The 26361-nt window shown below is 50.7% G+C and carries 21 protein-coding genes, 1 tRNA gene and 1 pseudogene; 10 read left to right on the top strand and 13 right to left on the bottom strand.

Annotated elements, in window-relative coordinates:
- Both B036_RS34130 and porN read right to left on the bottom strand, forming a co-directional pair.
- A pseudogene (locus B036_RS34130) lies at positions 1–185 on the bottom strand (transposase); the annotation flags it as partial.
- 246 nt (positions 186–431) lie between these two features.
- Positions 432–1253 carry a type IX secretion system ring subunit PorN/GldN gene (gene porN, locus B036_RS0112970; protein WP_020569151.1) on the bottom strand — a complete coding sequence of 274 codons (822 nt, stop codon included), beginning with the start codon at positions 1251–1253 and terminating at the stop codon, positions 432–434.
- A gap of 232 nt (positions 1254–1485) precedes the next feature.
- Between porN and B036_RS0112975 the strand changes: the two genes are divergently transcribed.
- Entirely contained in the window at positions 1486–3375 is a 1890-nt protein-coding gene (locus B036_RS0112975) for an amidophosphoribosyltransferase (RefSeq protein ID WP_020569152.1), read from the top strand.
- A gap of 173 nt (positions 3376–3548) precedes the next feature.
- Here the strand turns inward: B036_RS0112975 and B036_RS0112980 are convergent, their stop codons facing one another.
- A complete protein-coding gene (locus B036_RS0112980) occupies positions 3549–4718 on the bottom strand; it encodes a vWA domain-containing protein (protein ID WP_020569153.1) in 1170 nt (389 codons plus the stop codon).
- 120 nt (positions 4719–4838) lie between these two features.
- Between B036_RS0112980 and B036_RS0112985 the strand changes: the two genes are divergently transcribed.
- The 3 genes from B036_RS0112985 to B036_RS0112995 all read left to right on the top strand — a co-directional run bounded on the left by B036_RS0112985 (position 4839) and on the right by B036_RS0112995 (position 8668).
- Positions 4839–5393 (top strand): hypothetical protein, encoded by a 555-nt coding sequence (locus B036_RS0112985; protein ID WP_020569154.1) that lies wholly within the window; start codon positions 4839–4841, stop codon positions 5391–5393.
- A gap of 241 nt (positions 5394–5634) precedes the next feature.
- Positions 5635–5982: a 4Fe-4S dicluster domain-containing protein gene (locus B036_RS0112990; protein ID WP_020569155.1), complete on the top strand. Its 348-nt coding sequence runs from the start codon at positions 5635–5637 to the stop codon at positions 5980–5982.
- Positions 5983–6283: 301 nt separating this feature from the next.
- Positions 6284–8668, top strand: coding sequence for a GAF domain-containing protein (locus B036_RS0112995; protein WP_020569156.1), 2385 nt, complete (start codon positions 6284–6286; stop codon positions 8666–8668).
- A gap of 312 nt (positions 8669–8980) precedes the next feature.
- Here B036_RS0112995 and B036_RS0113000 read toward each other — a convergent pair whose 3' ends face one another.
- Complete coding sequence (locus B036_RS0113000; protein WP_020569157.1) at positions 8981–10657, bottom strand: T9SS type A sorting domain-containing protein; 1677 nt, start codon at positions 10655–10657, stop codon at positions 8981–8983.
- Between the two features lie 30 nt (positions 10658–10687).
- The gene (locus B036_RS0113005) at positions 10688–13486 is read right to left on the bottom strand and encodes a TonB-dependent receptor (protein ID WP_020569158.1); all 2799 of its coding nucleotides are present in this window, start codon (positions 13484–13486) and stop codon (positions 10688–10690) included.
- A gap of 441 nt (positions 13487–13927) precedes the next feature.
- Between B036_RS0113005 and B036_RS29245 the strand changes: the two genes are divergently transcribed.
- Positions 13928–14449 (top strand): TlpA family protein disulfide reductase, encoded by a 522-nt coding sequence (locus tag B036_RS29245; protein ID WP_020569160.1) that lies wholly within the window; start codon positions 13928–13930, stop codon positions 14447–14449.
- 73 nt (positions 14450–14522) lie between these two features.
- A complete protein-coding gene (locus B036_RS0113015; protein ID WP_020569161.1) occupies positions 14523–15107 on the top strand; it encodes a hypothetical protein in 585 nt (194 codons plus the stop codon).
- 324 nt (positions 15108–15431) lie between these two features.
- Here the strand turns inward: B036_RS0113015 and B036_RS0113020 are convergent, their stop codons facing one another.
- The 3 genes from B036_RS0113020 to B036_RS0113030 all read right to left on the bottom strand — a co-directional run bounded on the left by B036_RS0113020 (position 15432) and on the right by B036_RS0113030 (position 19040).
- Positions 15432–15890 carry a hypothetical protein gene (locus B036_RS0113020; RefSeq protein ID WP_026231950.1) on the bottom strand — a complete coding sequence of 153 codons (459 nt, stop codon included), beginning with the start codon at positions 15888–15890 and terminating at the stop codon, positions 15432–15434.
- Between the two features lie 78 nt (positions 15891–15968).
- Positions 15969–18374, bottom strand: a complete 2406-nt coding sequence (locus tag B036_RS0113025; RefSeq protein ID WP_157472146.1) for a TonB-dependent receptor — start codon at positions 18372–18374, stop codon at positions 15969–15971.
- Between the two features lie 105 nt (positions 18375–18479).
- Positions 18480–19040 (bottom strand): hypothetical protein, encoded by a 561-nt coding sequence (locus B036_RS0113030; RefSeq protein ID WP_020569164.1) that lies wholly within the window; start codon positions 19038–19040, stop codon positions 18480–18482.
- Between the two features lie 95 nt (positions 19041–19135).
- Between B036_RS0113030 and B036_RS0113035 the strand changes: the two genes are divergently transcribed.
- On the top strand, positions 19136–19519 hold the full coding sequence (locus B036_RS0113035) for a Fur family transcriptional regulator (protein ID WP_020569165.1): 384 nt from the start codon (positions 19136–19138) through the stop codon (positions 19517–19519).
- A gap of 147 nt (positions 19520–19666) precedes the next feature.
- Here the strand turns inward: B036_RS0113035 and B036_RS0113040 are convergent, their stop codons facing one another.
- From B036_RS0113040 to B036_RS0113050, 3 genes are all read right to left on the bottom strand, one after another.
- Positions 19667–20272 (bottom strand): hypothetical protein, encoded by a 606-nt coding sequence (locus tag B036_RS0113040; RefSeq protein WP_020569166.1) that lies wholly within the window; start codon positions 20270–20272, stop codon positions 19667–19669.
- An 828-nt stretch (positions 20273–21100) separates the two neighbouring features.
- Positions 21101–21610, bottom strand: coding sequence for a hypothetical protein (locus B036_RS0113045; protein WP_020569167.1), 510 nt, complete (start codon positions 21608–21610; stop codon positions 21101–21103).
- Between the two features lie 181 nt (positions 21611–21791).
- On the bottom strand, positions 21792–23378 hold the full coding sequence (locus B036_RS0113050; protein WP_020569168.1) for a peptide chain release factor 3: 1587 nt from the start codon (positions 23376–23378) through the stop codon (positions 21792–21794).
- 212 nt (positions 23379–23590) lie between these two features.
- Between B036_RS0113050 and B036_RS0113055 the strand changes: the two genes are divergently transcribed.
- Together B036_RS0113055 and B036_RS0113060 are read left to right on the top strand one after the other, a co-directional pair.
- Positions 23591–24601, top strand: coding sequence for a hypothetical protein (locus B036_RS0113055; RefSeq protein WP_157472147.1), 1011 nt, complete (start codon positions 23591–23593; stop codon positions 24599–24601).
- A 197-nt stretch (positions 24602–24798) separates the two neighbouring features.
- Positions 24799–24874 (top strand) — tRNA-Thr (locus B036_RS0113060).
- Between the two features lie 107 nt (positions 24875–24981).
- Here the strand turns inward: B036_RS0113060 and B036_RS0113065 are convergent.
- Positions 24982–25224 (bottom strand): hypothetical protein, encoded by a 243-nt coding sequence (locus B036_RS0113065; protein WP_020569170.1) that lies wholly within the window; start codon positions 25222–25224, stop codon positions 24982–24984.
- A 92-nt stretch (positions 25225–25316) separates the two neighbouring features.
- A complete protein-coding gene (locus B036_RS32930) occupies positions 25317–25481 on the bottom strand; it encodes a DUF1328 domain-containing protein (protein WP_020569171.1) in 165 nt (54 codons plus the stop codon).
- A 267-nt stretch (positions 25482–25748) separates the two neighbouring features.
- Here B036_RS32930 and B036_RS29250 point away from each other — a divergent pair, with 267 nt between their 5' ends.
- Entirely contained in the window at positions 25749–26213 is a 465-nt protein-coding gene (locus B036_RS29250; protein WP_157472148.1) for a hypothetical protein, read from the top strand.
- Positions 26214–26361: the final 148 nt, after the last annotated feature.

Below are 26361 nucleotides of genomic sequence, written 5' to 3' on the forward strand. Positions count from 1 at the left end.
CGCTCACGAAACATAAGAATGATGACGAATAGGTTGAAAAAAGTCCCCACCAGTCGCTTATCAATAGCAGCATCCAAATCTACCCTTATCTGACGGGTGTAACGATCTACTTGACGAAGGAGAAATGGACCTGCTTTTCGCTTTATTGGAGTAGTTGCTTTATCTTGCAGTAACTTTAAAAACATAGGCCTTTTGAGTTTTTCTTGAAGTGTGAGAACTCCTCGAAAATACACAAAAGGCCTAATTTTTTGTCATCGCCAAAATTCGGGATGACTCATGTTTATTGTAGGCTTGATAGAAAGTCTCAAGTACCGACGAGCGGAGTGAGCTGAAGCATGCGGTAGCACTACCTACTGCCTATTACCGAGGGCGAAGCCCGTCTACCAAGAAAAGGAGCAGAGCGGCTTTTCGTCTACTTAAGCGCTCCGCGCTTAATGACTCCACAAGTCCGACTCCTTAGCCAACCGTTCCTGTTCTGCCCGCCGTCCCTCCAGGAGTTGGCTGCGGCGGTCAACCACATAGTCCTTGATCCGACGATCATGGACATTGCCTTCTTTGGTCACGAAGCTATCGAAATACCGCATTTCGAATACGTCCTCCCAGCTGGAAGCAGCCGTTTCGTTGTCACTAACCCAGGCCCGTTCCCGAGCGAGCATTTGGCGAGCAGCAGGATAATAGACCCAGAATAAGGGTTCTTCGAAAATGAAATTACCCATTTCATCTACCTCATCTACGATGGGGGCAATACCGAGGATGCGGACCTGCATCCGGCTGCTGTTTTTATCGATGTACCAGACTTCCTGGACCCTGTAGCGGGAAACCGAGGCGGGGTCGAATACGCGAGGGGTAATCACGTAGTCGAAATCGATACCATCATCAGTAACCTGAACAGTGTCCTGCCCTCCTGAAATGCCCAGGCGTTGTTCGGCAGTCAGGGGCGTAGAGAATTCATCGTCCAGGGTACTGTATAGTTGAATTTCCTCCTTATCTGCCGCTTCCAACAGGATGCTGATGAAGGGCCGTTCCGGGTTACTGAACGAATGGTTAATCTTTTCATTTACGTCGATCACCCGCCAGACGCGTTTTTGCCACAGCAGGTCGGCTTCCCGCAGCGGGGCTTTGGCCAGCGCAGGGCGCTGGAGGCTCGTTCGCTCAGAGACGATGTCATTAACGGGTTTAGGGAATGTTTTTTGGGCGCGGACGCAGGTGCAACATAAAATGGTAAGGAGCAGGGGGAGCAGGAGTGCTTTCATACAGAGGGGATGGTTTTGATGATGTTACCTGAGTAACGACCAATATTCTGCGCAGCGTTTGCCTGGGGCAAATGGTAACATTTGGTCAACGCCATTGCAAATGGCGTTGACCGGGACAAACCAAACCAAAAAAATGCGATAAATAAATATACTGACATATTCGACCATTTTAGACCAGCCTGTTCACCTATCTCCCTACCTTTGTGCTTTCCTAAACAGGACTCCCCCCTCCATGAGCGATCCAATCCACCATGAATGCGGCCTGGCGATGATTCGCCTCCGTAAACCCCTGAGCTTTTACCAGGAAAAGTACGGAACGCCGCTCCACGGCCTGAAGTGCCTTCAATTGCTGATGCGTAAAATGCGTAACCGGGGCCAGGACGGCGCCGGCATGGCCACCATCAAGCTGGACCACCCTCCGGGCAAGAAATTCATCAGTCGTAAACGGTCCAACAAATCTGATTACCTCGACGATTTATGGCGAGGCGTCTATAAACGCTTCAATGAGCTCTCCCCCGAGCAACTCGCCGATGGCGAGTACCTCAAAAAGAACCTCCCCTACACCGGAGAGCTGATGATGGGCCACTTACGGTATGGTACCCACGGCAGCAACGACATTGAAACCTGCCATCCGTTTCTGCGGCAGTCGAACTGGAAAACCCGCTGCCTCATCGTAGCCGGCAATTTCAACCTGACCAACGTAAATGAAATGTTCCAGGAGCTGGTGGAACTAGGGCAGTACCCCAAAGAGAAGTCTGACACCGTGACCGTACTTGAAAAGATCGGCCACTTTCTCGATGACGAAGTACAACGCATCCACACCTGGCATAAGCCGGATGGGCATACGAATATCGAGATCAACGACATTATTGCCGATGAGCTGGACGTACAACGCTTGCTGAAACGAGCCAGTAAGAAATTTGACGGCGGCTATGTTATGGGCGGAATGATCGGCCATGGCGATGCTTTCATTATGCGGGACCCAGCGGGTATTCGACCCGCCTTCTACTTTGAAAACGAAGAGTTTGTCGCCGTAGCGTCTGAACGCCCGGCATTACAGACCACCTTCAATGTCCCGATCGATGCCATCAAGGAAGTTGAGCCGGGCCACGCCCTGATCATCAAAAAGAGTGGAAAGATCAGTATGGAGCCCTTCATTAAAAAGCTCCCTCGCGCCGCCTGCTCCTTTGAACGAATTTACTTCAGTCGCGGCACGGACCGTGATATTTACCTGGAACGCAAGGAACTCGGTAGGCGATTGGCTAAGGCCGTTACAAAAGCCATCGACTACGACTTCAACAACACCGTTTTCAGCTACATCCCCAACACGGCAGAAACTGCCTATATGGGAATGGTCGAAGGCCTGGAGCAAGAGCTGACCAAATGGAAGAAAACGGCCATCAAAAAGCAGCAAAAAAAGGGAAAGAACGGCATTGGCAAAATCCTGAATACAAAGGTCCGGAACGAAAAGATCGTGGTTAAGGACGGTAAGACCCGTACTTTCATTGCGGATACATCCAGCAGGGACGATATGGTGAGCCACGTCTACGATGTCACCTATGGCATCGTACGCAACCACATCGACACCCTCGTTTTACTCGACGACAGCATCGTGCGTGGCACCACTATGCGTGATTCCATCATCAAGATCGTCAGCCGGTTAAAGCCGAAACGCATCATCATCGTTTCTTCCGCCCCACAGATTCGTTACCCCGATTGCTACGGTATAGATATGTCTCGGATGGGAGAGTTCGTTGCCTTCAAAGCCATGGAAGCCCTACTTATCAAAAATGGTAAGCAGAAGCTGATGAAGCAGGTGTACAAAAAGGCATTGCAAGAACTAAAAAAGCCTGACGCCAAGCAAAAAAACATGGTGCAGGAATTGTACGAGCAATTTAAGTACGAAGACGTTAGTGATATGATCGCCACCATCATCACTCCTAAGGGAACCAAGCCTAGTGTCGACGTCATTTACCAAACCATCGAAGATTTGCGCCTGAGTTGTCCTAACAATAACGGCGACTGGTACTTCAGTGGTAACTACCCTACCCCGGGTGGGTTTCGGGTGGTTAATAAAGCGTTTGTAAACTATATGGAAGGGAGTACGGAACGGGCTTATTAGTGAATAATAGAATTAGTGAATGTGAGAATGCCTTACCGTTCGCGACGCTCCGCTTGTTCACCATATAATAAGGGAGGGAGGACGTAGAAGAAAAGGGCTGTAGTAATCGTGAGTCATTCCGGAGTTTACGCTACGAGAGGCTCATTCTCCCATTCCCTAATTCCTCCATTCACTCACTCCGTGTATTCTCCCACCAACCTAACCATCAAGTCGTTCAAGAATTCAACTTCGTAATCACCAACGGTAGCTTCGATGTGGTCGTTACCGATGCCGCTGTCGTTGGTAATGAAGACGTAGGTTCCGTTGGTGGCAATGGCCGTTTGGCGCATCAGAAATTCGGTGGCCTTGTCGATACCGCTGGCGGTAACCGGTACGATGCGAATTCCCTTCGCCGCCGCTGATTTCACCAACTCCCGGTATTCATCCATCACCTGACGATTTTTATGCGGTGGGGCGTCCAGCAAGAGGAAGGCGATTCGGGTACGTGCCTTGGTGGACCATTGCAGCTCATTAACGGCCACCCGCAGGGCGGCGTGGACGGCCTCGGGAAAATCACCGCCGCCGCTGGCGGATTGCTGACTAATAAACTCAACCGTGGTGGACACATCACTGGTGAAACCAGAATGGCGCGTTATGTAGTCGTCACCCTCATCCCGGTAAAAAACGGTTGCGGTGGCTACGTCGAGGTTAGCATTGGCCGCCTCGATCCGTTCGATGACGTTGCGTAGATCTTCCTTGAGGAAGTTCAATTCATCGCCCATGGAGCCAGTGGCATCTACCACGAAGGCGAGTTCCGTCGGGGAATATTGCCCAGTGGCACCGGTAGAACAGTAATTAATCCCTTCAGACATAAGTTTCACGGTTTCTTGGTGGCGAACGCCATCAATTTGCAGGAATAGGCCATCGGCATCGAATTGTTGCGGCAGTTCATCACCGTACAGGTCCGTGAATAATTCGGCCATTCCATGCTGATCGGTATGGGCTTCGTACAATAATTTGCTTCCGTAAAAAAGCTTAACTACGGCATCGTGCTTTGGGCTGTTGTCTGGGCTGGCCACCCGGACACTCACGCGGCTGGCTGTTTGAAACCCCCAGTTGTTTATATCCGTGGAAAAAGTTTGGTTTTGCTGGAGCGCTAACCAGAATGGCCAATTGGCCAGGTCATTCCACTCACCGGCTGTGATGAGGCCAGAGGAGGGTTCGTTGCCGCCACCACCTGAGGTAGCCGTTACTGTAACGGCCTCAGATGAAGCCATAGGGCTGTAATTATTTTCGCTACAACTAATGAGCAAGGTAAAAAACAGGATCGAGGCAAATAAAATCTTAAGGGTAAGGTTAGACATGGTGGGTGAATTTTAGCAGAAGATGCAGTAAACAGGGAAAGTACAGACCAGAGGCGTGGCGTTTGCAAATCGTTAACGGAAGACACTATCTTGAGCGCTTTATTCAACCTACCCTTTAACATGCATGACGAGCTACTCGACGAAAGCCTACTCGGCAGCAGCACCCCTGAATGGGACAGCAAAACCATTACCCGCATCAATGATGCCAAGATTGAACTCAACGCCCACCTCAAACAATTGAAAAGAGGGCGGTTGATTCTTTGGGGGATGACCGGACTGAGTGTACTGGGTATTTTCGCCGGAAGTTATTTTAATCCTTATGACGCAGACCTTAGTGGCATTCTGATAGAAGGCTTGATACTGATTAGTGTTTTTTCCGGATCGGCGTTATTTTTTAATCGTAACCCGCTGGTTGCCATGAGTATTTCTCTTGGCGTTTACCTGGCCTTTCAATTACTGACGGGGTTGGCCTTCCCGGAATCTCTGGCCAGAGGCATCATCATCAAGATCATCATCGTAGCCGGCCTGGGCAGCGGCATTTATGCGGCAAGTGAGGCCAAGCGGTACTTAAAGCTGCTGCGGGGCTATGGGGTGCCGAAGAAAGAACTAGAGAATTATTTCTCTGAGTTAACACCGGTTCCCAGAACCCCAAGGCAAAAGAAACCGGAGGCTTAGCAGCCGTTTGGTTTTGCTTTTTAACATTCCCTGCATCCTGCGACCCCGCCAAAAAAGTAATGCCCTTCACCATCAATGCCGTCGTTTGCCTAACCTTACGTAATTTTGTGCTTCCAAAGGTCAACTACCTACGGTATTCAAACTGTTAGTGTTGACGAGCAGCTAGCTCAGCATTTATGTATCCCGAATTTTAAGGCCTGTTGCACCAACAGACCAAAGTACCAATAGATTTCCTCCCCCCATGGCCATTTTTATCACCGACGACTGTATCAATTGCGGAGCCTGCGAACCGGAGTGCCCCAACACTGCCATCTATGAAGGCGGCGTAGAATGGAAAATGGGCGAAGGCACCACCATCACCGAACCTTATAAGATCGAGACCGGCGACGTCATCGAATCAGACGTCGAGCAAGTGCCCGTCAGCGATGAGTTCTACTACATCGTTCCCGACAAATGCACTGAATGCGTAGGTTTCCACGAGGAGCCGCAATGCGCTGCCGTTTGTCCGGTCGACTGTTGTGTCCCCGACCCGGAACGGGAGGAAACAGAAGTGGTATTAGCTGCACGGCAAGAACGGCTACATGCTTAATCCGTCGCTATGCGACTTCATTAGACAGGTACTTCGTACCTTTGGCAGACGGTCTTCGGCCTTGTAGAGGGTAGCAGGTAGAGCTGCCGCAAGCGACCGCTCACTTGGTTCGTAGGCCACGCTGGTTACGTAGATTTTAAGCGCACGAGCGCAGCGAGCTCCTCCGTGCGGCAGCCTACCCTCTACCAACTACCAAGCGCGAAGCCCGTCTACTAAGAAAAGGAGTTAAGCGACTTTTCGTCTACAAGGGCGCCCAGCGCCTCTACATCAATCTATTTCGTCACTAGTACGTTTCTTAAGTATGGAACTCGAAATCACCCTCGGCCAGGAAGGTTCGGTGGCAGACACCCCGATTGTTTTTCCCGACGGGCAGACCAGCGACGGTGACGGCAACCCCTTTGCCATTCCTTACGGCGTCCAACTATGCCTGGCCCCCCTACTTGACAAGGTGGAGCAATTCGTGGAGGCGAAAGACCACGGCCTGCGTTTTTTGGCGCGGGAAGTGATGCGGCGCGTTGCAAAAGTGCCGGAATTACGTGCCCCCATTACTGATCCAGAGGTACTGATGGCACATAAGGAGCTGCTCGACATACTGATGTTGTTTCTTATTCCGCCCGCCGACCGGGAGACAGAATTATTCAAATTCAGCAAGCCTTTCGAGTTCACCCCATTGTACGTCAGCGATGCCATGCGAAAACTGATGTCTATGCAGGACGCCTGTTATTCCTTTAGCTCGGCATTCGAAGAAGTACGTGCTCGTAACCTCGTGATGGTAGGTTGTTTCATCCTGAATCGGGTATATGGCGTAGAGATTAACGTATCTCCCACGGCGATGCTGACGGTTAAAGACCCCGTTACCAACCTTGATCGCTTTTATAAACCGACGATGGATGAACGGTACATCAAAGTAGAAGTAGCTGGAGAAGCCCCGAAGCTGAGTCGTAAAAAAATCCAGCACCTGCTGAATAACATATCTGATACGGAACTTTGGCTGGAAGCCCTTCCTGCCAAGAAATTCTCTTTTCACGGTATCCATATGTCAATGCTGACGGAGGTAACGGAAGAAGAGGCCCTCAGCCGGCTAAAGCACCGCCTCATCAGCCGCGATGCCGTCCTCGACATCGAACGAGTCCGGGAATTGGCGAACCTCACCCGGGTGCATTTCAAGAACAGCGACCTCCAACTGGGTCTAACGGCCGTGGATTACCCCTCCAACCGAACCGTTGACCACGAATACCGCATTCGATTCAATTTTCTGAGTGACGAGATTCACAAGATAACCGACGAAGCCTTCCGTGGCAGCGTCTACGACCAGGCTTTCCGCTCCCGCGAGGCCGTCCTCGTTAATGACCTAACGGCCCTGCGGAAAACGACTAAGCTTGAGGAACTGCTGCTGAAACACGGCATTAAAAGTATCCTGGTGGCCCCTTTGCTGGATCAGCAGCGCAACGTCATCGGTATGGTCGAGCTGGGGTCTCCCCACGTTTATGGCATCAATGCCTTCATGGAAATTAAGTTCCGGGAGATTCGCGGCCTGTTCCGTACGGCCGTTGAGCGGAGCCGGGAGTACATCGATAACCGCATCGAAGCCATCATGCGGGAACAATACACCAGCCTGCATTCGAGCGTTGAGTGGCGCTTTACCGAAGCAGCTTTCAATATTCTCGAGCGACAGGACGAGGGTAAGCCGGATACGCCCGAAGTTATCGGCTTTAAGGAGGTTTATCCTTTGTATGGCCAAGCTGACATCGTCGGCAGCAGCCGGCTGCGCAACGCTGCGATCTACCAGGACCTGGTAGATAATATGCGGGCCGGGCGCTTCCTGCTGGTACAGGCCATGGAACTTGTCGACTTCCCCCTCATCCAGCAGGTGATCATGCGCATTGACAACCAGCTGCAAACCTCCGTTGATGAATTCGACAACAGTCACGAAATTGCGTTTTCCGAATTTATCCACCGCCAGCTAACGCCTTTAATCGAAGAATTAAGTGGCCACCATCCTGAGTTAGCAGATATGTCGGACAACTACTTCTCCGATCTGGATACCGACCTAGGCCTTTTCTACCGCGTGCGGCACGATTACGAAGAAAGTGTCCAAACCCTGAACCGAACCCTGAGTGAGTTCTTTACCAGCCGGGACCAGACCGCCCAGAAAACCCTGCCACACTACTTCGAAAAATATAAGACCGACGGAGTGGAGTACGAGATTTATGCAGGACAAAGCCTCCTTAAAAATAAACAGTTCAGCGAGGTACACCTACGAAATCTCCGCTTATCTCAGGTGATCGATATGTGCGAGGCAACCAGGCTCGTCCATCAGGTCAGCGAAGACCTGCCGATGCCGCTGCGCACCGCCCAGCTGATCTTTGCCTATACCAATCCGTTAGATATCAAGTTTCGGATGGACGAAAAGCGTTTTGACGTAGACGGTGATTACAACGTCCGCTACGAAATCCTGAAAAAGCGGATCGATAAAGCGACCATTAACCAAGGTGAGGAACGACTTACACTGGCCAATATGATCAGCATCGTCTATCTCCATGATCGCGACAAAGAAGAATACGTTGATTACCTGGACTACCTGCACCAGGCAGGGTACATCGAAGGGGAGATCGAGGACCTGGTACTTGATCCATTACAGTCGGTTAATGGGTTGAGGGCGTTGCGGTTTTCAGTTAAACTTTAGTAGTGGGTAGTTCGTAGAAGGTAGTGCTGCCGCAGGGGGATGCTCGCTGCGCTCGTTTCGTTAGTTCAGGATGCTGGCGCATATGTTTACCGGGCCTGCCAGACTATCTACTACCAGACTAATAAGGGCGGGGCCGCAGGTGCCGATTGAGTTAGTTAAGGAGCAGAGAGTAAGACATTCCCGCCATCTACAAAATGACGAGCCTGCTCAAACATTTCATGCTTAGCAAAAGCAAAAACAACGCCCCCACCTGCAACCTGCAAGTGGGGGCGATGAGTAGGCCAAACGACGAATCGTTTGCTTCAGAAAATCCTAGTCAAGGATCAACTTCCGGGCAGTAGTCCCTTCATCCAGTTGAATCTGGAGGATGTAGGCACCACGTGGCAGGTTACCACGGTTCACGAATCGAGTCGTGGCGTTGATACCGGTCAGGTTAGTCACGATGCGACCGTTCATGTCCATGACACGGAGCGAGCGGATGGCGTGGCCTTCAGCAGTGCGGACGGTGAAGCCTTCGTTGGCGGGGTTGGGGAATACTTCCAGGCCGATTTGCTGATTGGTCAGCAGGTCGTTGGTGGAAACCACCATTTCCAGGTTCATTCCAACGTAAGCACGTGGCAGGAAGAAATTGATCATCGTATCGATCACCAGTTTTGCACCGGCAGCGTTGAATGCGTTGGGGTTAGTAGCTTGTTCGCCACCAAGTACAACATCTGCACCTCCTTCGATTACGTTTCCAGCGGCGATAAAAGCCTCGATTTCAGCACGAGCCGCAACGGGGTCGACCCAGTTATAGGGTGTACCGATTCCCTGGCCGACGAAAGGATACATATTATCGTGAGATAGTTCGTAGCTGGTTTCGACCGTCTGATCCTCACAAGCAGGTAGCTGATCGCTTGGCGGAGTAATGACAACCTGTTGGTACGCAGCGTTTTTTACATTGATTGCCTCAGCAAGCGGACCGAAGAAATTGGGCAAATCCGTAGCATTCGCTTCCATGATCGTATCCTGATTGCCAAATTCATTACTTTTTTCGATGACCTGTTCCGTACCTCCAACACAAGGAATCACGATATCCATAGTGGTGGGTACCACAACGTCCCCGAAGCTGAACGGAGCAAAGATATCTCCAGGATTATGAAACCCAAGCATGATGGGTTCATGGTCTTTACCTTCAATCCAGTCTATATCTCCCAATGCACCATTTCCGTTAACGGACATGGCAACATCACTACTATACCCTACGTGGTTGGGTATGTTAAGTGGAAGTGGTCCTGCACTAGTGGGCATCAATCCCTGCGGATCAGCGTTCACGTTAATATCAACAAATGGGTTATCCATTTCGTCATAAAAACGCACATCATCAAGCACTTCCTGGACATCGTCGAGGTAAGCGTGGGTAAGGGTTACATAACCACCGGTACCAAGGCCCCAGAAAACGATGCGGCTGGTATCAATACGGTAAGGATTTCCGTCCTCCGCAACACTCTTACGTAAATAGCGGGCCATGGTGTGGGCATCCTGACCACCACGGTAGGCAGCTTCGAGAATTGTTTTGGTACGTACGTTTACGTCGGGGCTTGGTGCATTCCATCCCAGGCGGTAGTCGGCAGAGATGCCAACAAAACCACGACGAGTGAGTTCCTTTGTAATCTGGACCGCTGCGGAGTCTTTACGTGTGCCGTACAAACCACGATTTTGGTATTGATTCAGGAAGTTACCGGTATGATAGACTACAACTACGGGGCGAAGACTGAGGTCTTCGTCACCGATGGGCTCATAAACATCCATTTCCAGCTGACGCACAGGAGAAGGTCTTGCACCTGCCTGAAACTCCAGGAAAAAAAGAAAATCAAAGTTTTGGCCGAAAGTGTCGACGGTAGGTGCACTGACCCCGTAGATAGGGTCAATGAAACGATTATTTTGGGCCTGAAGGCTGCTCAATGCAACGAACAACAAAGCCGCGAGTAAGGTAATTTTGTTTCGCATGTAATTTAAGTTGATTATTTAGAGGAATATTTATCTCTTTACGAGATTATAGGTGAGAGAGATATAAGCCAGACGGCCAATTCTCGGGCCACCGTAAACTTGGAATACTTGGTTATCTAATAGGTTACTTGCCCCAACTTTGATCGTGGTTTTGATCGTCGGCACGGTAAAGTTGAACTGTGCGTCGAGCATACCATAACTTTCAATTGGGCCGGTGAACTGCGGGCTCCCCTCAAAGATATAGCTGTCCACCCATTTGTAATTGACACTTGCTCCGATATCCTTTATACCGTCACCGAGTAGTTTCAGCGGAATATTTCGGCCAGATACGCCGATATTGAATTTATGTTCAGGAGTATTGAAAGCAGGAATGATGGGATCATCCGTTTTTGTGTTCAATACGTTCCAACTGTAGTTACCATTCAGTGAATAGTAGTCAGCGAAATACAGGTTCGACCCAATGCTAAAGCCCTGAGTAGTTACTATATCGGTTGCATTTGCGGCAACCCGATAGGCTTGTGCCCCAGCGATGTTAGCATCTACAATCGATACATCGAGTCCCAGGTTGAAGCCAATGAAATCTTCGTAACGACTGTAGTAATAGGTAGCGTCCACGTAAAGCAGCTTTCCAATAGTAGAACGTGCACCGACCTCCATTGTTCTTACTTTTTCCGGCCGAACGGGTGCAACATCAAAATATTCCAGCATGGAAACATTAGGCGCCGGCATGTTAATGACATCCACAAAGCTGCCTACGGTGACCAGATTGTTGAATCCGTCAATATTTCCCAATAGAATGGCACGTCCGACGTTGTAAAACAGATACTGGTCGTTCAGGGTAGGATTACGGATAGCTGAACTGAATGATGCTCTCAGCGTAGTATTCTCTTTGGGAGAATAAACAAGGGAAGCTGCCGGGCTGAACAGCAAATCAAAGTTCTGATTCTTGTCAGCACGTAAACTGGCACTGATCTTCAACTTATTTTTCAAGTTCATAGTTCCGCCGCCGTACAGACCGAATTCGCTGGTATTAATGTCTCGCCCCATCGTGTCCAACAAAATGGTCCCCTGGCTATTGGGTGTGTACTGGCGGAAGTTCCCCCCTACCGTCAGGTCCAACGCACTGCTCTCATTAGGTTCCCAAATTCTTTTAAACTGCTTTTCCCCGTGTATATGGTACAACGCACTTTTGTCGAAGAACCGGGTTCCTCCTTGTCCCAGCAGGTTTCCAGTAATACTATCAAATGCCGCCTGGAAACGGTCAGTACCTGGAATAAACCGATCCTGGGTACCAAAGGAAGAAGAAGCCTGAGCTACTAATTCGCGCGCTTCGGCATGATAGCCCGGCAATAGTGCCTGTACCTCAGGGGTGAGATAAAATTCTCTTTCCCGTTGGCGTCTTTCCGGAATGGTGCAACCCGTACAGTCCGGGAAGTTTTCGAGCGCCCGGACCCGTGGCTGGAAGGTCCTGATCCATATGTTACGGTAATCGGACTGCCATTGGCCATCAGTCTTATGCGCCTCCTGTAGTTTCAGCGCCGTAAAGTACGGATCATAACTGTCTCCTGCATCCTCGTGAGTGATATAGGCACGAAGGAAAAAATTATCACGATTACGCAATTCAATTTTATGCTGGAAGAACTGAATATTTTTGAGACTGAATCGGTTGTCTCCCTGATACACCGTTGTTCCGGTACTGTAGTTTGAACCGATCAGTAATTCGGTACTCTCAAGGGATTTTTCGGGGTTTAACCTGAAGTGGACTGCCACCCCGGCTTTAAGGTTCTCAGAGTTATAATCAACTACGTCTTCTTCTGCGTACCCCGGACGACGGATGGTGCCGAGACCATTGACATTGGGAAAACTGAAGGAGCGATTGAACTCATCTCCATACCGGTTAACTGCATCGTAACCACCCGGATTATCAATACCCAGTGGAGTATCAAATACCGGATCGAAATTATCCGCCACCCAGTCATTGGCCCGGAATCCAAACAGGTTAAGCTTGTAAGCCATCCATTCCCTGCCGTCCTTATTTTTCAGTGCCCTTGCCCAACGGATACCTCCTTCAAAGAGGTTACGCTCGGCACCCTTTACCTGTACGGACAAGCCTTGTTGCAGAAACGGATCCTTGGATTCTATCGAGATCACCCCGTTAAAAGCATTAGGCCCATAAAAAGCCGAAGAAGCGCCCACCACGAGGTTAACCCGGTTCACGTCCAGTTCGGAAGCACCAAGGAAGTTACCGAGGGAGAAGTTAAGGCCAGGGCTCTGGTTGTCTACCCCATCGATGATCTGGAGGGAGCGGACGGGGTTAGTAGAGTTGAAGCCACGGGTATTAACGATCTTAAAGCCGAGGCTGGCGGCGGTCAGGTCAACGTCCTTAAGGCTGCCAAGACCGTCGTAAAAGTTAGCGGCCGGCGTTTCTTTGATCGCGATGGCATCAAGGGTTTCCACCGTCAGAGCCGCCTGTTGTTGTTTTTCGGAGATGCGGCGCCCGGTAATCTCTACCACTTCCATGGTAGTTCCTGCGCCTTCTTCCAGTTTGATGGCCAGATCCTGATCGGATGACGTTACTTCCACCTCGGTGGTGGCATAGCCAAGATAACTGAACTGCAGGACCATTGGCAAACCAGTAACCGTGAGTTCCCAGCCACCATCAATATCAGTTACGGTACCAGTGGTGGTGCCCTTTGCAAGCACACTTGCGCCAATCAGGCCTTCCTTGGTTTCAGCGTCCAAGATGCTCCCACGCAAAGTGACCTGGCCAGACAGGGCAGTACAGAATAACAAACACGCAATGGTGCCGAAGTAGGTTGATAGCCGCATATGCATTTAATACATGATCGAAAAAAGAGGAGGAAAATACGCCTCCACGGTGCAATTTAGTGAAAATTCGCTGGCAGGTGTAAGAAAGGGAATTTTTAACTGACTTTTTCAGATTTCAAACGAACCATCTTCCGGCTTACCTCATGGCTTTTGCGGTCCAGAATTATTCTTTCACAATGCCTCCCAATCTCCCCGGATCGGCTTAGTGGTGAATGTCATTAGCAAAAAACACTCCTTTTATAAGGAAGCACTTATTTACCCAGCCATGTCTTACTACATTCATGAGGCGCGGCCGCAGGTGCAGGGGAAAGGATAAAAAGCAAAGTCCGTAAGCGACCAACATACCACCTTCGGCAAGCATTCAGATTATTCCACCAGAAAAACGAGCTACTACTAAGCAATACCTTTAATGAGACGTTACCCAACCATAACCTCCGCTACATGCTCCGTTACCTTCCCCTGCTGCTTTGTCTTTGCCTTTGCACCTGCGGCCCCGCCCCCGAACCGCCAGCTCCCTTACCCACGCTGGGAAATGCCGGACGCACCGTTATTTACGATGACTTCTCCCAGATAGAAAGCCTCTTTTATCAGCAAAACGACACCACTTACGTCGTCAACTTCTGGGCTACCTGGTGCAAACCCTGCCGGGAAGAAATTCCATTCTTACAGCGACTGGCCAATGAAACCGCCGATCAAAAACTGCGCGTGATTCTGGTTAGTCTGGACACAGAAGCAGGTGCCATTAAGCGGATTCCCCAATTCCTCTCCGATGTTGCACCGGGCTTAGCCTCCATTGTGCTGACGGACGAAGACCCCGCCTGGGGTAAAAGCATTGACCGGGTATGGACCGGCAACCTGCCCACAACGATCCTTTATAAAAAGGACCTCCGCTTCGTTTACCGCCGCAATTTTCCCACTTACATCGATCTGCGCAGCGCCCTGGACCCACTAATTGGCCGGTAGGCGACGAATTTGTCGTATTTACGTAAAACCACTTTCCTATTTTTTGTATTTTACACTTGAAATCGGTCTTGCTATGCGTCACATTTTTACCCTCCTGTTTTTTATCGGACTATCGCTTTCTTTGAGCGCTGAAGCCTTCCGTGGTTTCCTCCTCACCAAGGATGACTACCAACTCACGGGCTATTTCAACGTTTTAAGTTACAGCCCTACGGGCAGTCTGATCACCTTCACCAATGATTTTGGAGACATCTACTCCATTCACCCCATGCTGGTAAAGGGCTTCGGCTTCAGTAAAGACGGAGACAGCTTCCGCTTCGTCAGCCGGTTCCACCAGGGCCAGTGGTTTTTCCTCCGCGAGGAGGTCTCCGGCCGCGCGCTATCCCTTTACCGACTGCCCGACGGCTCCGATCAATACGTCGACGACAGTATGCTACGCCTGTTTAATCAGCAACCGGCTACTTATTATTTTCTTTATGGTCAACGGCAGATCATGCCCATCCCCCGCGTCGGTTTCAAGCGCACACTACGTGACTTTTTCGCAGACGTTGCGCCACAACTCTCCGCAGTGATCGGTAAAAAGGGCTACCGGTATCGGGACCTTACCACAATAGTGATGGAGTATAACGAGATTCGGGGAAGCCGACGGAGGAGGCTTTAGGGATCGGGATTCAGTTTTCGGGGTTCAGAGTTTAGGATTCAGGGTTTAGCTGACCTGGGCTATTAGTTCGACTACCGATTTAAGTGTCCGAAAAGGTTCCTTCACATAGGACACAAAATAGCACCTAATTCACAAAGAATACACAAAGGAGAGCGGTCTGCCTTTTGCGTGTTAATTGTGAATTAGGTGCTTAGTGAATGCTGTGTTTACTGAGCCTTCAGTCCCAGTAGTAACGGGCGCAAACCCAATTGCCGCACTGACCGGTAGCACTGGAGTGCTTACGCCAGGTCAGTGCGACAATTTAGTTTACGCCCGCAGCAACCATTACTGATTTCCACCACCGGGACGGCCACCGCCGCCGCCGGGTCTACCCTGGCCTGCACCTCGTTGTGGACGGCTGGCTTCTTGCTCCGCCATAATTTTGGCATAAGCCTTCTGCTGATCGGCATTCAGCAGGCCATTGATCTCTTTGTTCTCACTGGCCCGCAGCCCCTCCATTTTTGTGCGCATAGCTTCACGGTCATCTCCAGCGGCCTGCCGCAATTCCCGGGCTTTAGTTGCGTACCGATCTTTAATTGCTTTGAAAGTAACCGCCTGCTCGTCCGTCAACTTCAGCTGTTCGATCATGGCCGTCAGGTCGGGGCCACCCTGGCGGGGACCTTGTTGGGTGGCGGAGCGATTTTGTGGTACTGGCGCTTCCGTTTGCGCCGTAGCCTTGGAGCTGTTACACCCCATTGTCACCATCACGGCAGCAAATAAAAGGAGGGAAAATAAATTTCGCATAGTAGTTCATCTTTAGCCAACCCCAACGCGGAGTTGTTTAGCTCTTCAGACTATCTGTTTTGCGAATTCCTGCGCGAACTACCACTCATAACTTATTCTTAACTCAATATTTCTTCCGGTGGCATCGGCAAAGTAACGTTGCCGGTCGAGATAATCCCGGTAACGGGTATTCAGCAGATTTTGGGCGGCGGCGCGCAGGTGCAAAATCTTGTTGGAGGGCAAGGTCCACTCCCGGCTCAGGGACACGTCTAACAAGGCATAAGCAGGTGGCGGTGGAAGGAAATCCTGATCGGCCTCCAGTCTATTCTGCCGGCTGACGAATAATGCTTCCGTAGAGAGTTTCCAGGCTTTAGCCAGAAGGTAACCCAGGCTTAGCCGGAAGTTATCTGATGGCATAAAGACCAACGGCCGATCCTCAGACAGGTTCTGCCCCCGTACCAATGCCAGGCGGCCGTCAATTTCCCATTTGGGGGATGGCTGCCAAAAAGCCTGCAGGTTCGTTCCGTACAACAGGGCATTCCCCGCCCGGTACAGGAACAGCGGGAAGGCACCGCGTACGGTCAGCCGGAAATCCGGTTGGGGCTCCAGGAAAATATAATCCTGGATGGGTTGGACAAATAAATTAGCATTGAAGCTGAAATTGCTTCGGCTAAAAAGTAGTCCTCCGGTAATTTTCAGCGACTGCTCCAGACTAAGGTTGCGGTCTCCTTCCTCGATTCCACTGACGCCCTGGTGCAGGCCGTTGCTGTAAAGTTCGTTGATTTGGGGCGCCCGCTGGCGCAGGGTGAGTCCTCCCCGCAGACTAACACCCGGCTTCGGCGTCCAGCGCCCCTCCAGGCTGGCGCCGATGGTAGAAAATACGTGCGTGAAGCGCTCAATTCGTGCGGGTACGTCCCGGGTGATGGTGATCGCTTCGTAGAACTGTCGGTCGAACCGCAGCCCGGCGTGGTACTGAAATCGTTCTCCTTCCTGGTGGTAGGCTACGTAGCCCGACTGCCGATTGGCGTTATAATCCGGAATAAGTGGCAGAACACCCGTACCTGGTTGGTTGTCGTTTAAGGTGATGTCGTACTGGAGGCTCGCGTCGAGGTGGCGGTCGGGGCCGAGCTCGTGGTGCCAGGCTGTTTCCAGCAGGTGACTCCATTGCTGCAGGCTCAGTGCGGCCTGATCGCTGCGGCCTCCGCGCCGCACGTCGAATTCCTTGCGGTTATTCAACTGACCGCCGTAACGGAAGGTGAAGCGATGGTCATCATTGGGCCTAAACTCGGTCTCCGCCTTCAGTAAGTGGTGGTTGACCGACTGGCGGGGGGAAGCGATGGCGTAGGTGAATTCATTTTCCGTAAAAAAGGGCGTTTGGCGCTCCAGCGCAAGCTGGAGGTCGGTGAGGTTACCGATGTGGCTGCCACGCAGCACCCCGATATCGGCGGTAAAGAGGGAGTAGTACAGGCGGCTCGTCCAGCGTTCGTCATGGAAACGGGCCAGCTGAAGGGCGGCATTGGCCTCCCGGCGGCCGGAATTGCTTAGGTAGTAATCCGGTGCCTTATGATCGCCAAAAAGCTTACCCGTTCCGCTGACCCGGTAAGCGGTTTTGCCGCCCTTGCTCAGGCGGGCGTTAAGGGTGTTCCCCAGGCCGTTGCTCTGAAAACCGTAGGCGACCTTGCCGGTTGCGGCTTCGCTTTCCCGCAATGGAGCCGGCTCGATCAGGACGGTGGCGGCTACCGTAGGGCCGGCGTACTTCAGGGCTTCAACGCCTTCTACTACGCGGACGTAGGCCGCGACCCAAGGGTCGATTTCCGGGGCATGGTCGTTGCCCCACTGCTGTCCGCTCTGAGCAATGCCATTGTTTTGCAGGCTGAGGCGGTTACCAAAAAGACCGTCGTGAACAGGTTTGGAGGCAGAGGTGCCACTCCGCAGGCTGGATACGCCGGTGATCCGCTCCAACGCATCGGTAAGCTGGGCGGTGGATTGCTCGTCTAACTCCCGGGAGTAACCGGAGGTGGCTTTGGCGGAGACAGTGACCGTTTCAGTGTAGTTGTCGTGGTGGTGGAGAAAAACGGTGATCTGGGTATCCCGCTGGAGGTTCAGGGTGCGGATTTCTCCATCGCAGCCGATGTGGGTGAAGCGGAAAGTTTGCGTTCCGGCGCAAAGCTTGGTGAAGCGGAAGTTTCCGGCGCTGTCGGCCTGAATGCCACGACCGGCCTGTTCGCCGTAGATGGTGGCGTAGGCGAGAGGCTCTTTGTCGTGCTCGGAGAGGAGCTTACCGGATAGGGTTAGGGAACAGGATTCCTGAAACTCGATTGGGTTGCCGCCATTCCAACGATAGGACCTCCGTGCCCCCTCCGTGCCTCCCTCTTTGGGAACCCGATGCAGCTCCCAGCTTGCTCTTTCAACCTTCCCTGCACCCGCGTCCGCGCCATTTAAAAAAATGGGAAAGGCTAATATGAGCAGCCCTGAAAAAGCAGCAAAAAATCGGAAATAAAACACGAGAAGCAAAATTAAAGCCAGTATCACGTACAGCGCTTTGAATACCCCTGGTAAGTAAAAAAGTTGGGAAAGGGCAGCAATAAAGCAGACCCTTTCCCACTGCAGTTACTCAACAGTTACCTGGAAAGTAACTTCCACATCCGTACTTCCTCCGGCAACAGCTGGGTTATCAATTGCAATACCGGCCGCTACTTTATTTGGTTCGTGCCGCAGGATAATCGTTAGTTCTCCACTGCTGACCGCACCAGTCTGGAGAATAGTAGAAAGGCCGATGGGCAGACCATTAATGTCTGTTCCAATCGTTGCGTAGGAGAAGTCCAGATTAGCACCACCGGAACTCTGGTAGAACACCTGGTGGTCAATCCCTTCATCAATAATTTCTGCATCGATGGAACCATCAGGGCCTCCAAAGGACACTTGCCCCTGATAGTTGGCGTTAGCCACGATGGTGCCAGTCGTACTGAAGGACGGAGCGTTACCTCCATCTCCGTCAGGGTCACTGAACCCAAGCACTACGGTTTCCTGAGGGCCGTTCGGCGTTAGCGTTAGGGTGACTGAAGTAATCAGTTCTTCACCACCGTCGATGATTGGGTCATCATCGTCCGCACAAGAGGCGGCAAAAAAGAGTAGGCCAAAGCCTAGAAAAAGATAAATATGACGAGTCATGGTCAATAGTTTTGGTTTCTATTACAAACTTACGGCATAACTTTACGTTATTGCAAGTAAGTCGCAATAATTAACGCAACAAAGTCGCATTAGCTATGAAACGTCGCAATACTCCCTCTAAAACTGCCGTACTTTCTGTTCTGGAACGGGCCAACACTGCCCTGAGCCACGATATGTTGGAGGAAGCTTTGGATGGTACTATTGATCGCGCGACGATATATCGCATCCTGAATCGCTTTTGTGAAGACGGCCTCACTCACCGCATCGTCGCCGATGACGGCAAACAGTACTTCGCCCTATGCGAGGAATGCAACCACCAGAAAGCCCATTCCCATAATCATTTCCACTTCCGCTGCCTGCAATGCGAACGGGTTGAATGCCTGAGCAACGAGGTGTCCGTTAACCTACCGAAGGGATATCGGGCGGAGAATTTTAATGGGGTAATTTCGGGGGTTTGTAACCGCTGCGCGGTTGCTTAGTTGGAGAGTTATTGAGTTGGTGAGTCACTGAGTGGCTACCGCTGCTACCACTCATTTCGCTATGCTCATTCGCCTTGGGTGAGCAAGCGCAGTGCCGCGAACGGTACTTGCGGCAGCAACTCAGTGACTGGCTAACTCAGCAACTCACTAAAACTCATTGATGATTCCGAAGCTCCCGGTATAAGTACCGTTCACCGTACGGTTGCCGTCCGTAAACGTATAGCTGAGGTCCACCGTTCCGGTCCGCAGGACGTAATCGATGGTGATGCTGTTAATGGTTAGGGTACCGTTACCGGTTTGGCCGATTTCGATCAGGTCTCCGGCGTTGATGTCGGGATTACCCCAGGTCTTACCGCCAAAATTATAGGTGTCGGTAAAGTTGGTAACGGCCGTAAAGGCCAGCGACTCGTCGTAGAGGGTGTGGATACCGGGTAAAACAGCCACGGCCTGCTCTGAGGCTACCGTGCCCGGGCTGTTTCTCACCCAGGCGATGCTGCCGTAGGTACCGTCGGTAGACATGGAGGAGCCATTGACGTTGTCCTCCCGAAGTTCTCCGGCCAGGAATGCGAAGCCGTATTGGTCGGTAAAATTTGGCCCGTCATCCAGGATGAGGTAGGCGTTGAAGGTGGCAAAGCTTTCCGCTTCGATGGAAAAAGCATTGTCTTCTGGGGGAAAAACCACCGGGTCGTCGTCTTCGCAGCCGAAGGTTAGGGTGAGGAATAAAAGGGAGAGGAAAAAGAGGGCGGATTTCATGGGGAATGGTTTTCCACCCGATTGCGGTACCCGCCGGAACCTTACCTTGGGTGTGGCTTTACTTCTTGGACGGGGGGCGGGGGCGAGACCTATGGACTGCATCCCTCTTTACGGTGCTCTAAATGATCGCGATTTTACACATCCGATGAACTTTCAGCCGACTGCGTCAGGCAGAAAGATGCATCGGATGAGAAAACCGCTTGACTGTCCAGCCGTTTTCTCATCGTAGGCTTCTTTTTTGATGCACGGAGGCGAAGCCGAAGCACTCAAAAAAGTTCCTCCGATGTGTAAAACTGCGGGCCTGTAAACTTGTACAGTCCATAGGGGCGAGCACCACCCCTGCAGGTTAACGTACAACCATCGGCCCGACGGCTCTCGAATGACCTGCTGCGCAGGTCTCGAGTAGCCGTCCGACCGAAGTTTCACGCCAGTCGGACGTAGTCGACTTAGCGGGGATCGTCGGACCGGTAAAAATCAGCGGACCCGCGTTTATCAATCCTATGCGTTGGCCCTGGGGGCTTGCCCCTTCCCCACCAGCTCGGGCCCGAGGTGGCCAAAAGGTCTATTTGTGTAGCCATGTTACCACATGATCTCAGCGAGCAGGCTAATTAGGAAGCCTACCACCGGCATATAATCCCTACAAGGGGACGACTGGCTCTTTGGATGTCAGGGGTTAAGGAAGATCGGGAGTTGAAACGGGTTGTTGATACATTTTTTTTGTTGCCACCAAAGTAGTTTTAGATCGTTCCTTTTCCATACTCCAAGAAGGGCCTCCACCTAGTTATCGCTACCTGACAAGTGCTAAGACACCTTGGGATAGTTAACTCATTAAGAATTAGACGAAAGAAATATACGATGTTCGTTAATCAATGAAATACCGTTTTCATTGGATAGCAGAAAGTCAGCTGCTTTTCCCATATCGGGAACTTCCAATTTAGAGCTAAGCTGTACACTTAATATCTCAACATCGGCTGAGCTGTAAAATAATAATTTCTTTGAACTGTCAAATCCTAAGCCTCCAGCATAATGGAATGTTGACTCTTCCATTATCGATCTAAATTCGTCGAAATGGTCAGGTAAATTTTTGAATTCCAAATAAGTATCACCAACTTCTACTGGCACAAAAAAGAACTTAAGTCCGCTCAATGAATTTGCTTCAATAATTCCCTTGAAGAAGAAGTAAGAATCTTCATCAATAAATGGTGCAGAATGAAGCAGTACAATTCTGTCGTTAGAATCTGAAAATTTGTCAAGTTCTAAATTCGTTATGTTTTCAAATCTGGATGAGATGAAAGTAAGATCCTCTTCAAGAATCGGCCGTGTTTTATATGTATACATCGTGCTTACTTTGCAATAAAGTGTTTTCACGTTAGTGTCCTTGGCTTAATAAAAAGCTTTACATCCAGAAAAGTTATCACTAGACCCACAAGAACTACTTCCCCAAAAGCAGCAAGCCATCAAAAAGCGAGCGCAGCGAGCATCCCCCTGCGGCAGCCCACCAGACTACCAGACCACAAGACTATAGTTCACTAGTAGAGTGAAACTGAACCTCCGGATGATTGTCCTTAGCCATTTGCAGCGTCCACGCACTATCGGCCAGGTACACCAGGCGGCCTTCCTTATCGTGGCCAATGTGCTGGCGGCGGCGTTCCTGAAATGCCTTGAGGGCGGCTTCGTCTTCGCAGGTTACCCATAGTGCTTTGTGCAGGCTGATGGGTTCGTACTGGACGGTGGCGCCGTATTCATGCTCCAGGCGGTACTGGATGACGTCGAACTGAAGCGCGCCGACACAACCGATGATCTGGGCGTTGTCGACCGTACGGGTGAACAGCTGGGCGACACCTTCGTCCATCAGCTGATCGATGCCTTTGGCGAGTTGCTTGGATTTCAGCGGGTCGCCGTTATAGACGCGGCGGAATTGCTCGGGGCTGAAGCTCGGGATGCCTTTGAAGTGAAGTTCTTCGCCTTCGGTCAGCGTATCCCCGATTTTGAAGTTGCCGGAATCGTAGAGACCGACGACATCGCCGGCGAAGGCTTCGTCAATCACCTCTTTGCGCTCCGCCATGAAGCTGGTCGGGTTGGCAAATTTCATTTTGCGGCCCTGCCGCACGTGGAGGTAGTTGGTGTTTCGTTCGAAGGTGCCGGAGCAGATGCGCAGGAAGGCGATCCGGTCGCGGTGCCGGGGGTCCATATTAGCGTGAATCTTGAAGACGAAGCCGGAGAAATTATCTTCATTGGGCAGCACCGAACGTTCCTCTGCTGGCCGGGGAAGGGGCTCTGGGGCGATCTTCACGAAACAATCCAGCAGTTCCTTAACGCCGAAGTTATTGACGGCGGAGCCGAAAAAAACCGGACTGGTCTTCTGGGTAAGGTATTCTTCGCGGTCAAACGGAGGATAGACCTCGTTGATCATTTCCACTTCGGAGCGGAGTTCTTTAGCGGCGGCTTCGCCGACCAGTTTATCGAGTTCCGGGTCGTTTAGGTCATCGAATTCGATGGTTTCTTCTGGGCGGCCCTGTTTGTTGTCGGGCCGGAAGAGGACGAGCCGCTGCTCGAAGATATTGTAAACACCCTGGAAGCGGTCCCCCATGCCAATGGGCCAACTGAGGGGAGTGCAGGGCAACATGAGTTTTTGTTCCACTTCGTCGAGCAGGTCGAAGCTTTCCTTACCCGGCCGGTCCATTTTGTTGATGAAGACGATGACGGGGGTCTTGCGCATGCGGCAGACTTCAACGAGTTTCTCGGTCTGTTCTTCGACGCCTTTGGCGACGTCGATAACGACAATAACGGAGTCAACGGCCGTCAGCGTCCGGTAGGTATCCTCGGCAAAATCTTTGTGCCCCGGCGTGTCGAGGATATTGATTTTCTTGTCCAGGTAGTCGAAAGCCATCACGGAAGTGGCCACGGAGATGCCCCGCTGGCGTTCGATCTCCATGAAATCGGAGGTCGTACTTTTCTTGATCTTATTACTCTTCACGGCACCGGCCACCTGGATGGCACCGCCAAAAAGCAACAGCTTTTCGGTCAGCGTGGTCTTACCGGCATCCGGGTGAGCGACGATGCCGAAAGTCCGGCGGCGGGCGATTTCTTCTTTTTGGTTACTCATAAGCGAGTGCGAAGATAAGTCGGGAAGTCAGATAGTCAAGGAGTCAAACAGTCCGACTACTTTCGGCCCCTAAAAGATTACATGGTCTGACTCCCTGACTTTGTGACTGCTTGACGTATTATGTGGCGGGGCCGCAGGTGCAAAGAAAGGATTAGAGCAAGGTGATCATAATCGGTCTTCGAGACTGGCACCATTATTGCTTAAATAACCTTATGAAACACTTATTTACATTTCTTACACTTCTAGTGGTATTCACTTCTTGCTCTAAGGAGGCTAGACTTCAAAACGCCATTGATTATATCGGACAAGCAGACGCCTTTATGGGTAATGCGGTAGGAATTGCAGGGACAAAACCTGACGTTTATAAAAGCTATGAACAAGTGTTAAAACTGGCCAGCCCCGACCAGTTATTTGAATTGATTAACGACGACCGGGCTGCCGTAAGAATTTATGGTTTCCAGGGCATGGTGGAAACCAACCATCCGGAGACTTTTTTGGCATTCAAAGTACTACTTCCCGACACTACCACTCTAGCAACCATGGGAGGTTGCATCATGAGTTCGGAACACGTAAATTTGCTGGCTACCAACCTCCTTATCAGTGAGTACTCGAAGCGGGAATTTTACCAGCTTAAAGGCCGGGACAGAATAGTATTCGATAGCCTCATACTTTTCTCAGGACATTTGCCTTTAGGTAGATGGACTCAGCCACTTGAAAGTGTTGTGCCCATAGACCAACATTATAAGGCCATCAAAAAGCTGGCACATGATAGTACCTCGATTACCGCACGCAGGGGATTAGCTAATTTTGAGCGGGAAGCGGATTTGGATTTCTTACGAAGTACTTTTAGTATGAACGAATCATACGATATTGACCACGCAATGGAGATTATTTCCCGATTTCCTCATCCATCCTTTTTACCTTTCCTTGAAGATGTACAGGTTAAAATACTTGAGCCTGAAAATTCTTTATACGATGTCACAAACTTTTATTTGGCCGTTTTCCACTACCCTGCGGAAGACATTAAACCTTTCCTTGAAGTGTTGAATGGTTACCCAGAAGGTGTTATCAAAAAAGAACACCAACAAAGCGCCTGGATTGCCGCACAGCTAAACGGCGACCCCACCAAACAGCATCTGGTCAAGGCTATAACTCTTGATGAGCATAAAGTGCACCAATTAGCCTGGTTACGTAGTTTAGCCAAATACGCTAACCTTGATTAAACCCAATAAAAGGTATCGTGGGGCAATCCCGGTTATACCACAAAACGGTCCTCCGGAGCTAGTCGACTTCCTTTCATTCACTTCGCCCAGAACTTTGAATGCTACAAAAGCCATTAGCTTTAAAATTAGCAGACTAATTGACAACAAGACTGTTTGACTATTTGACTACAAGACTTATCTTTGCGCACCGCAAATAAGCCGTCCTAGCTCAGTTGGTAGAGCAATTCATTCGTAATGAATAGGTCGTCGGTTCGAGTCCGATGGACGGCTCCAGTAAAAAGCCCCGTTCAACCATGTTGAACGGGGCTTTTGCTTTAGGGTCAGCTGACCATTGTTTGCTTTCTATCTGCTTTGGCTTGCACCTGCGGCCGCGCCAAAAATCAGTACTTATGTAACCGATTCCTGGTGGGCGCATTCTTTCTACGGATGACCAAAAGTACCACCACCAGTATAGCAATGATCAATCCGATCCATATAAAGGGTTGCTGGTACCACACTTCCACCCCATCAGCATAGTTTGTACCGCGCTGTGGGCTTTCGACGGGAGCAGCGTCTGACTGTGCAATTAACTGAAGCACGGTGGTCAATGATAAAAACAAGGTAAACAAGGATCGGTAAAACATAGCGGGTATTTTTGGTTATAGGAAAGTCGTGCCGGACAAAACGCCCAGCACGACTTAGTACTTTTGAAATAGGTAATGTTACTAACCTACACCTATGCCTTTTTCAGTAGGCTGGAGATCAAACTGACGACAAGCAGTACGACAAAGATGTAAAACAGGATCTGAGCAATGGAAGCAAGGCCACCGGCGATTCCACCGAAACCTAGAACTCCTGCAATGATGGCGACAATGAAGAAAATGAGTGCGTAGCGTAACATACTAGATGATTTTTAGTTAATTGATATACAAACAGTTATAAGTAACCGCTTGCAATAGATAATACCTCCTCCGTTTTTCTGATGTTCGCTGGTGGTGAAAAAAAATCCAACATAGGCCAGTAACTACCTGTTGTCGTTTATATGAATAGCCCCGACAATATTATTTTTCAAAACGTCCAAAGCCCCGAATTGCGCCAGTGGTTTGCTGAGACCCTAGCTGCTTATCCTGAATTGAAGGATCGAAAAATCTACCTTCGCAAACTGTCCATGAAGCGTAGTACTATGCGGGCACAGCCCGTCCTTAACCGATCGTTTTTTCGCCGAAAGACCCGCCAATATCGAGTAGATTTCAGTGACCACCTCGACGTTACTCAGCACGTACGGGTGCAGGAGCTGCCCAAAGAAGTAGTGGTGGGTTGGTTTGCTCATGAACTCGGTCACATCATCGACTACCTGAACCGGCCGCTGTTGGGAATGATCAGTTTTGGCTTGGGTTATGCCCTGTGGTCGAAGTACATGCGGAAGGCCGAACGGGTTGCCGACACCGTGGCGGTGAGTCATGGTTTCGGAGCGGAGATTGGGGCTACCAAGCAATACCTGTTGGAGCACGCTACCCTACCCCCACATTATAAGCAGCGACTAAAAAAGTATTACCTCTCGGCTGATGAGCTGGAGGGGTTAATTCTTGCTTGGGAGCGGGAACATGAGGAAGTGGAGGTGGTGGAGGTTTGATTTCTGGGGCTCGGCGTGGCAGGGGAACCATTAAGGGCACTTAGGCATTAAGAGCTACACTAAGGAGGAAGGGGGGCTCGGCGTGGCAGGGGAACCATTAAGGGCACTTAGGCAGTAAGGGCTACACTAAGGAGGAAGGGGGGCTCGG

Origin of the sequence: Neolewinella persica DSM 23188, assembly GCF_000373105.1 — a bacterium.
In the GTDB taxonomy this organism is placed as follows: Bacteria; Bacteroidota; Bacteroidia; order Chitinophagales; family Saprospiraceae; genus Neolewinella; species Neolewinella persica.

Coding starts and splice junctions, on each gene's coding strand:
- B036_RS0112990 (WP_020569155.1), top strand. CDS start 5,635: ATGGCCATTTTTATCACCGACGACTGTATCAATTGCGGAGCCTGCGAA.
- B036_RS0113055 (WP_157472147.1), top strand. CDS start 23,591: ATGAAACACTTATTTACATTTCTTACACTTCTAGTGGTATTCACTTCT.
- B036_RS32930 (WP_020569171.1), bottom strand. CDS start 25,481: ATGTTACGCTACGCACTCATTTTCTTCATTGTCGCCATCATTGCAGGA.
- B036_RS29245 (WP_020569160.1), top strand. CDS start 13,928: ATGCTCCGTTACCTTCCCCTGCTGCTTTGTCTTTGCCTTTGCACCTGC.
- B036_RS0113050 (WP_020569168.1), bottom strand. CDS start 23,378: ATGAGTAACCAAAAAGAAGAAATCGCCCGCCGCCGGACTTTCGGCATC.
- B036_RS0112980 (WP_020569153.1), bottom strand. CDS start 4,718: ATGTCTAACCTTACCCTTAAGATTTTATTTGCCTCGATCCTGTTTTTT.
- B036_RS0113015 (WP_020569161.1), top strand. CDS start 14,523: ATGCGTCACATTTTTACCCTCCTGTTTTTTATCGGACTATCGCTTTCT.
- B036_RS0113065 (WP_020569170.1), bottom strand. CDS start 25,224: ATGTTTTACCGATCCTTGTTTACCTTGTTTTTATCATTGACCACCGTG.
- B036_RS0112975 (WP_020569152.1), top strand. CDS start 1,486: ATGAGCGATCCAATCCACCATGAATGCGGCCTGGCGATGATTCGCCTC.
- B036_RS0113020 (WP_026231950.1), bottom strand. CDS start 15,890: ATGCGAAATTTATTTTCCCTCCTTTTATTTGCTGCCGTGATGGTGACA.
- B036_RS0112985 (WP_020569154.1), top strand. CDS start 4,839: ATGCATGACGAGCTACTCGACGAAAGCCTACTCGGCAGCAGCACCCCT.
- B036_RS0113000 (WP_020569157.1), bottom strand. CDS start 10,657: ATGCGAAACAAAATTACCTTACTCGCGGCTTTGTTGTTCGTTGCATTG.
- porN (WP_020569151.1), bottom strand. CDS start 1,253: ATGAAAGCACTCCTGCTCCCCCTGCTCCTTACCATTTTATGTTGCACC.
- B036_RS0112995 (WP_020569156.1), top strand. CDS start 6,284: ATGGAACTCGAAATCACCCTCGGCCAGGAAGGTTCGGTGGCAGACACC.
- B036_RS0113045 (WP_020569167.1), bottom strand. CDS start 21,610: ATGTATACATATAAAACACGGCCGATTCTTGAAGAGGATCTTACTTTC.
- B036_RS0113040 (WP_020569166.1), bottom strand. CDS start 20,272: ATGAAATCCGCCCTCTTTTTCCTCTCCCTTTTATTCCTCACCCTAACC.
- B036_RS0113005 (WP_020569158.1), bottom strand. CDS start 13,486: ATGCGGCTATCAACCTACTTCGGCACCATTGCGTGTTTGTTATTCTGT.
- B036_RS29250 (WP_157472148.1), top strand. CDS start 25,749: ATGAAGCGTAGTACTATGCGGGCACAGCCCGTCCTTAACCGATCGTTT.
- B036_RS0113035 (WP_020569165.1), top strand. CDS start 19,136: ATGAAACGTCGCAATACTCCCTCTAAAACTGCCGTACTTTCTGTTCTG.
- B036_RS0113030 (WP_020569164.1), bottom strand. CDS start 19,040: ATGACTCGTCATATTTATCTTTTTCTAGGCTTTGGCCTACTCTTTTTT.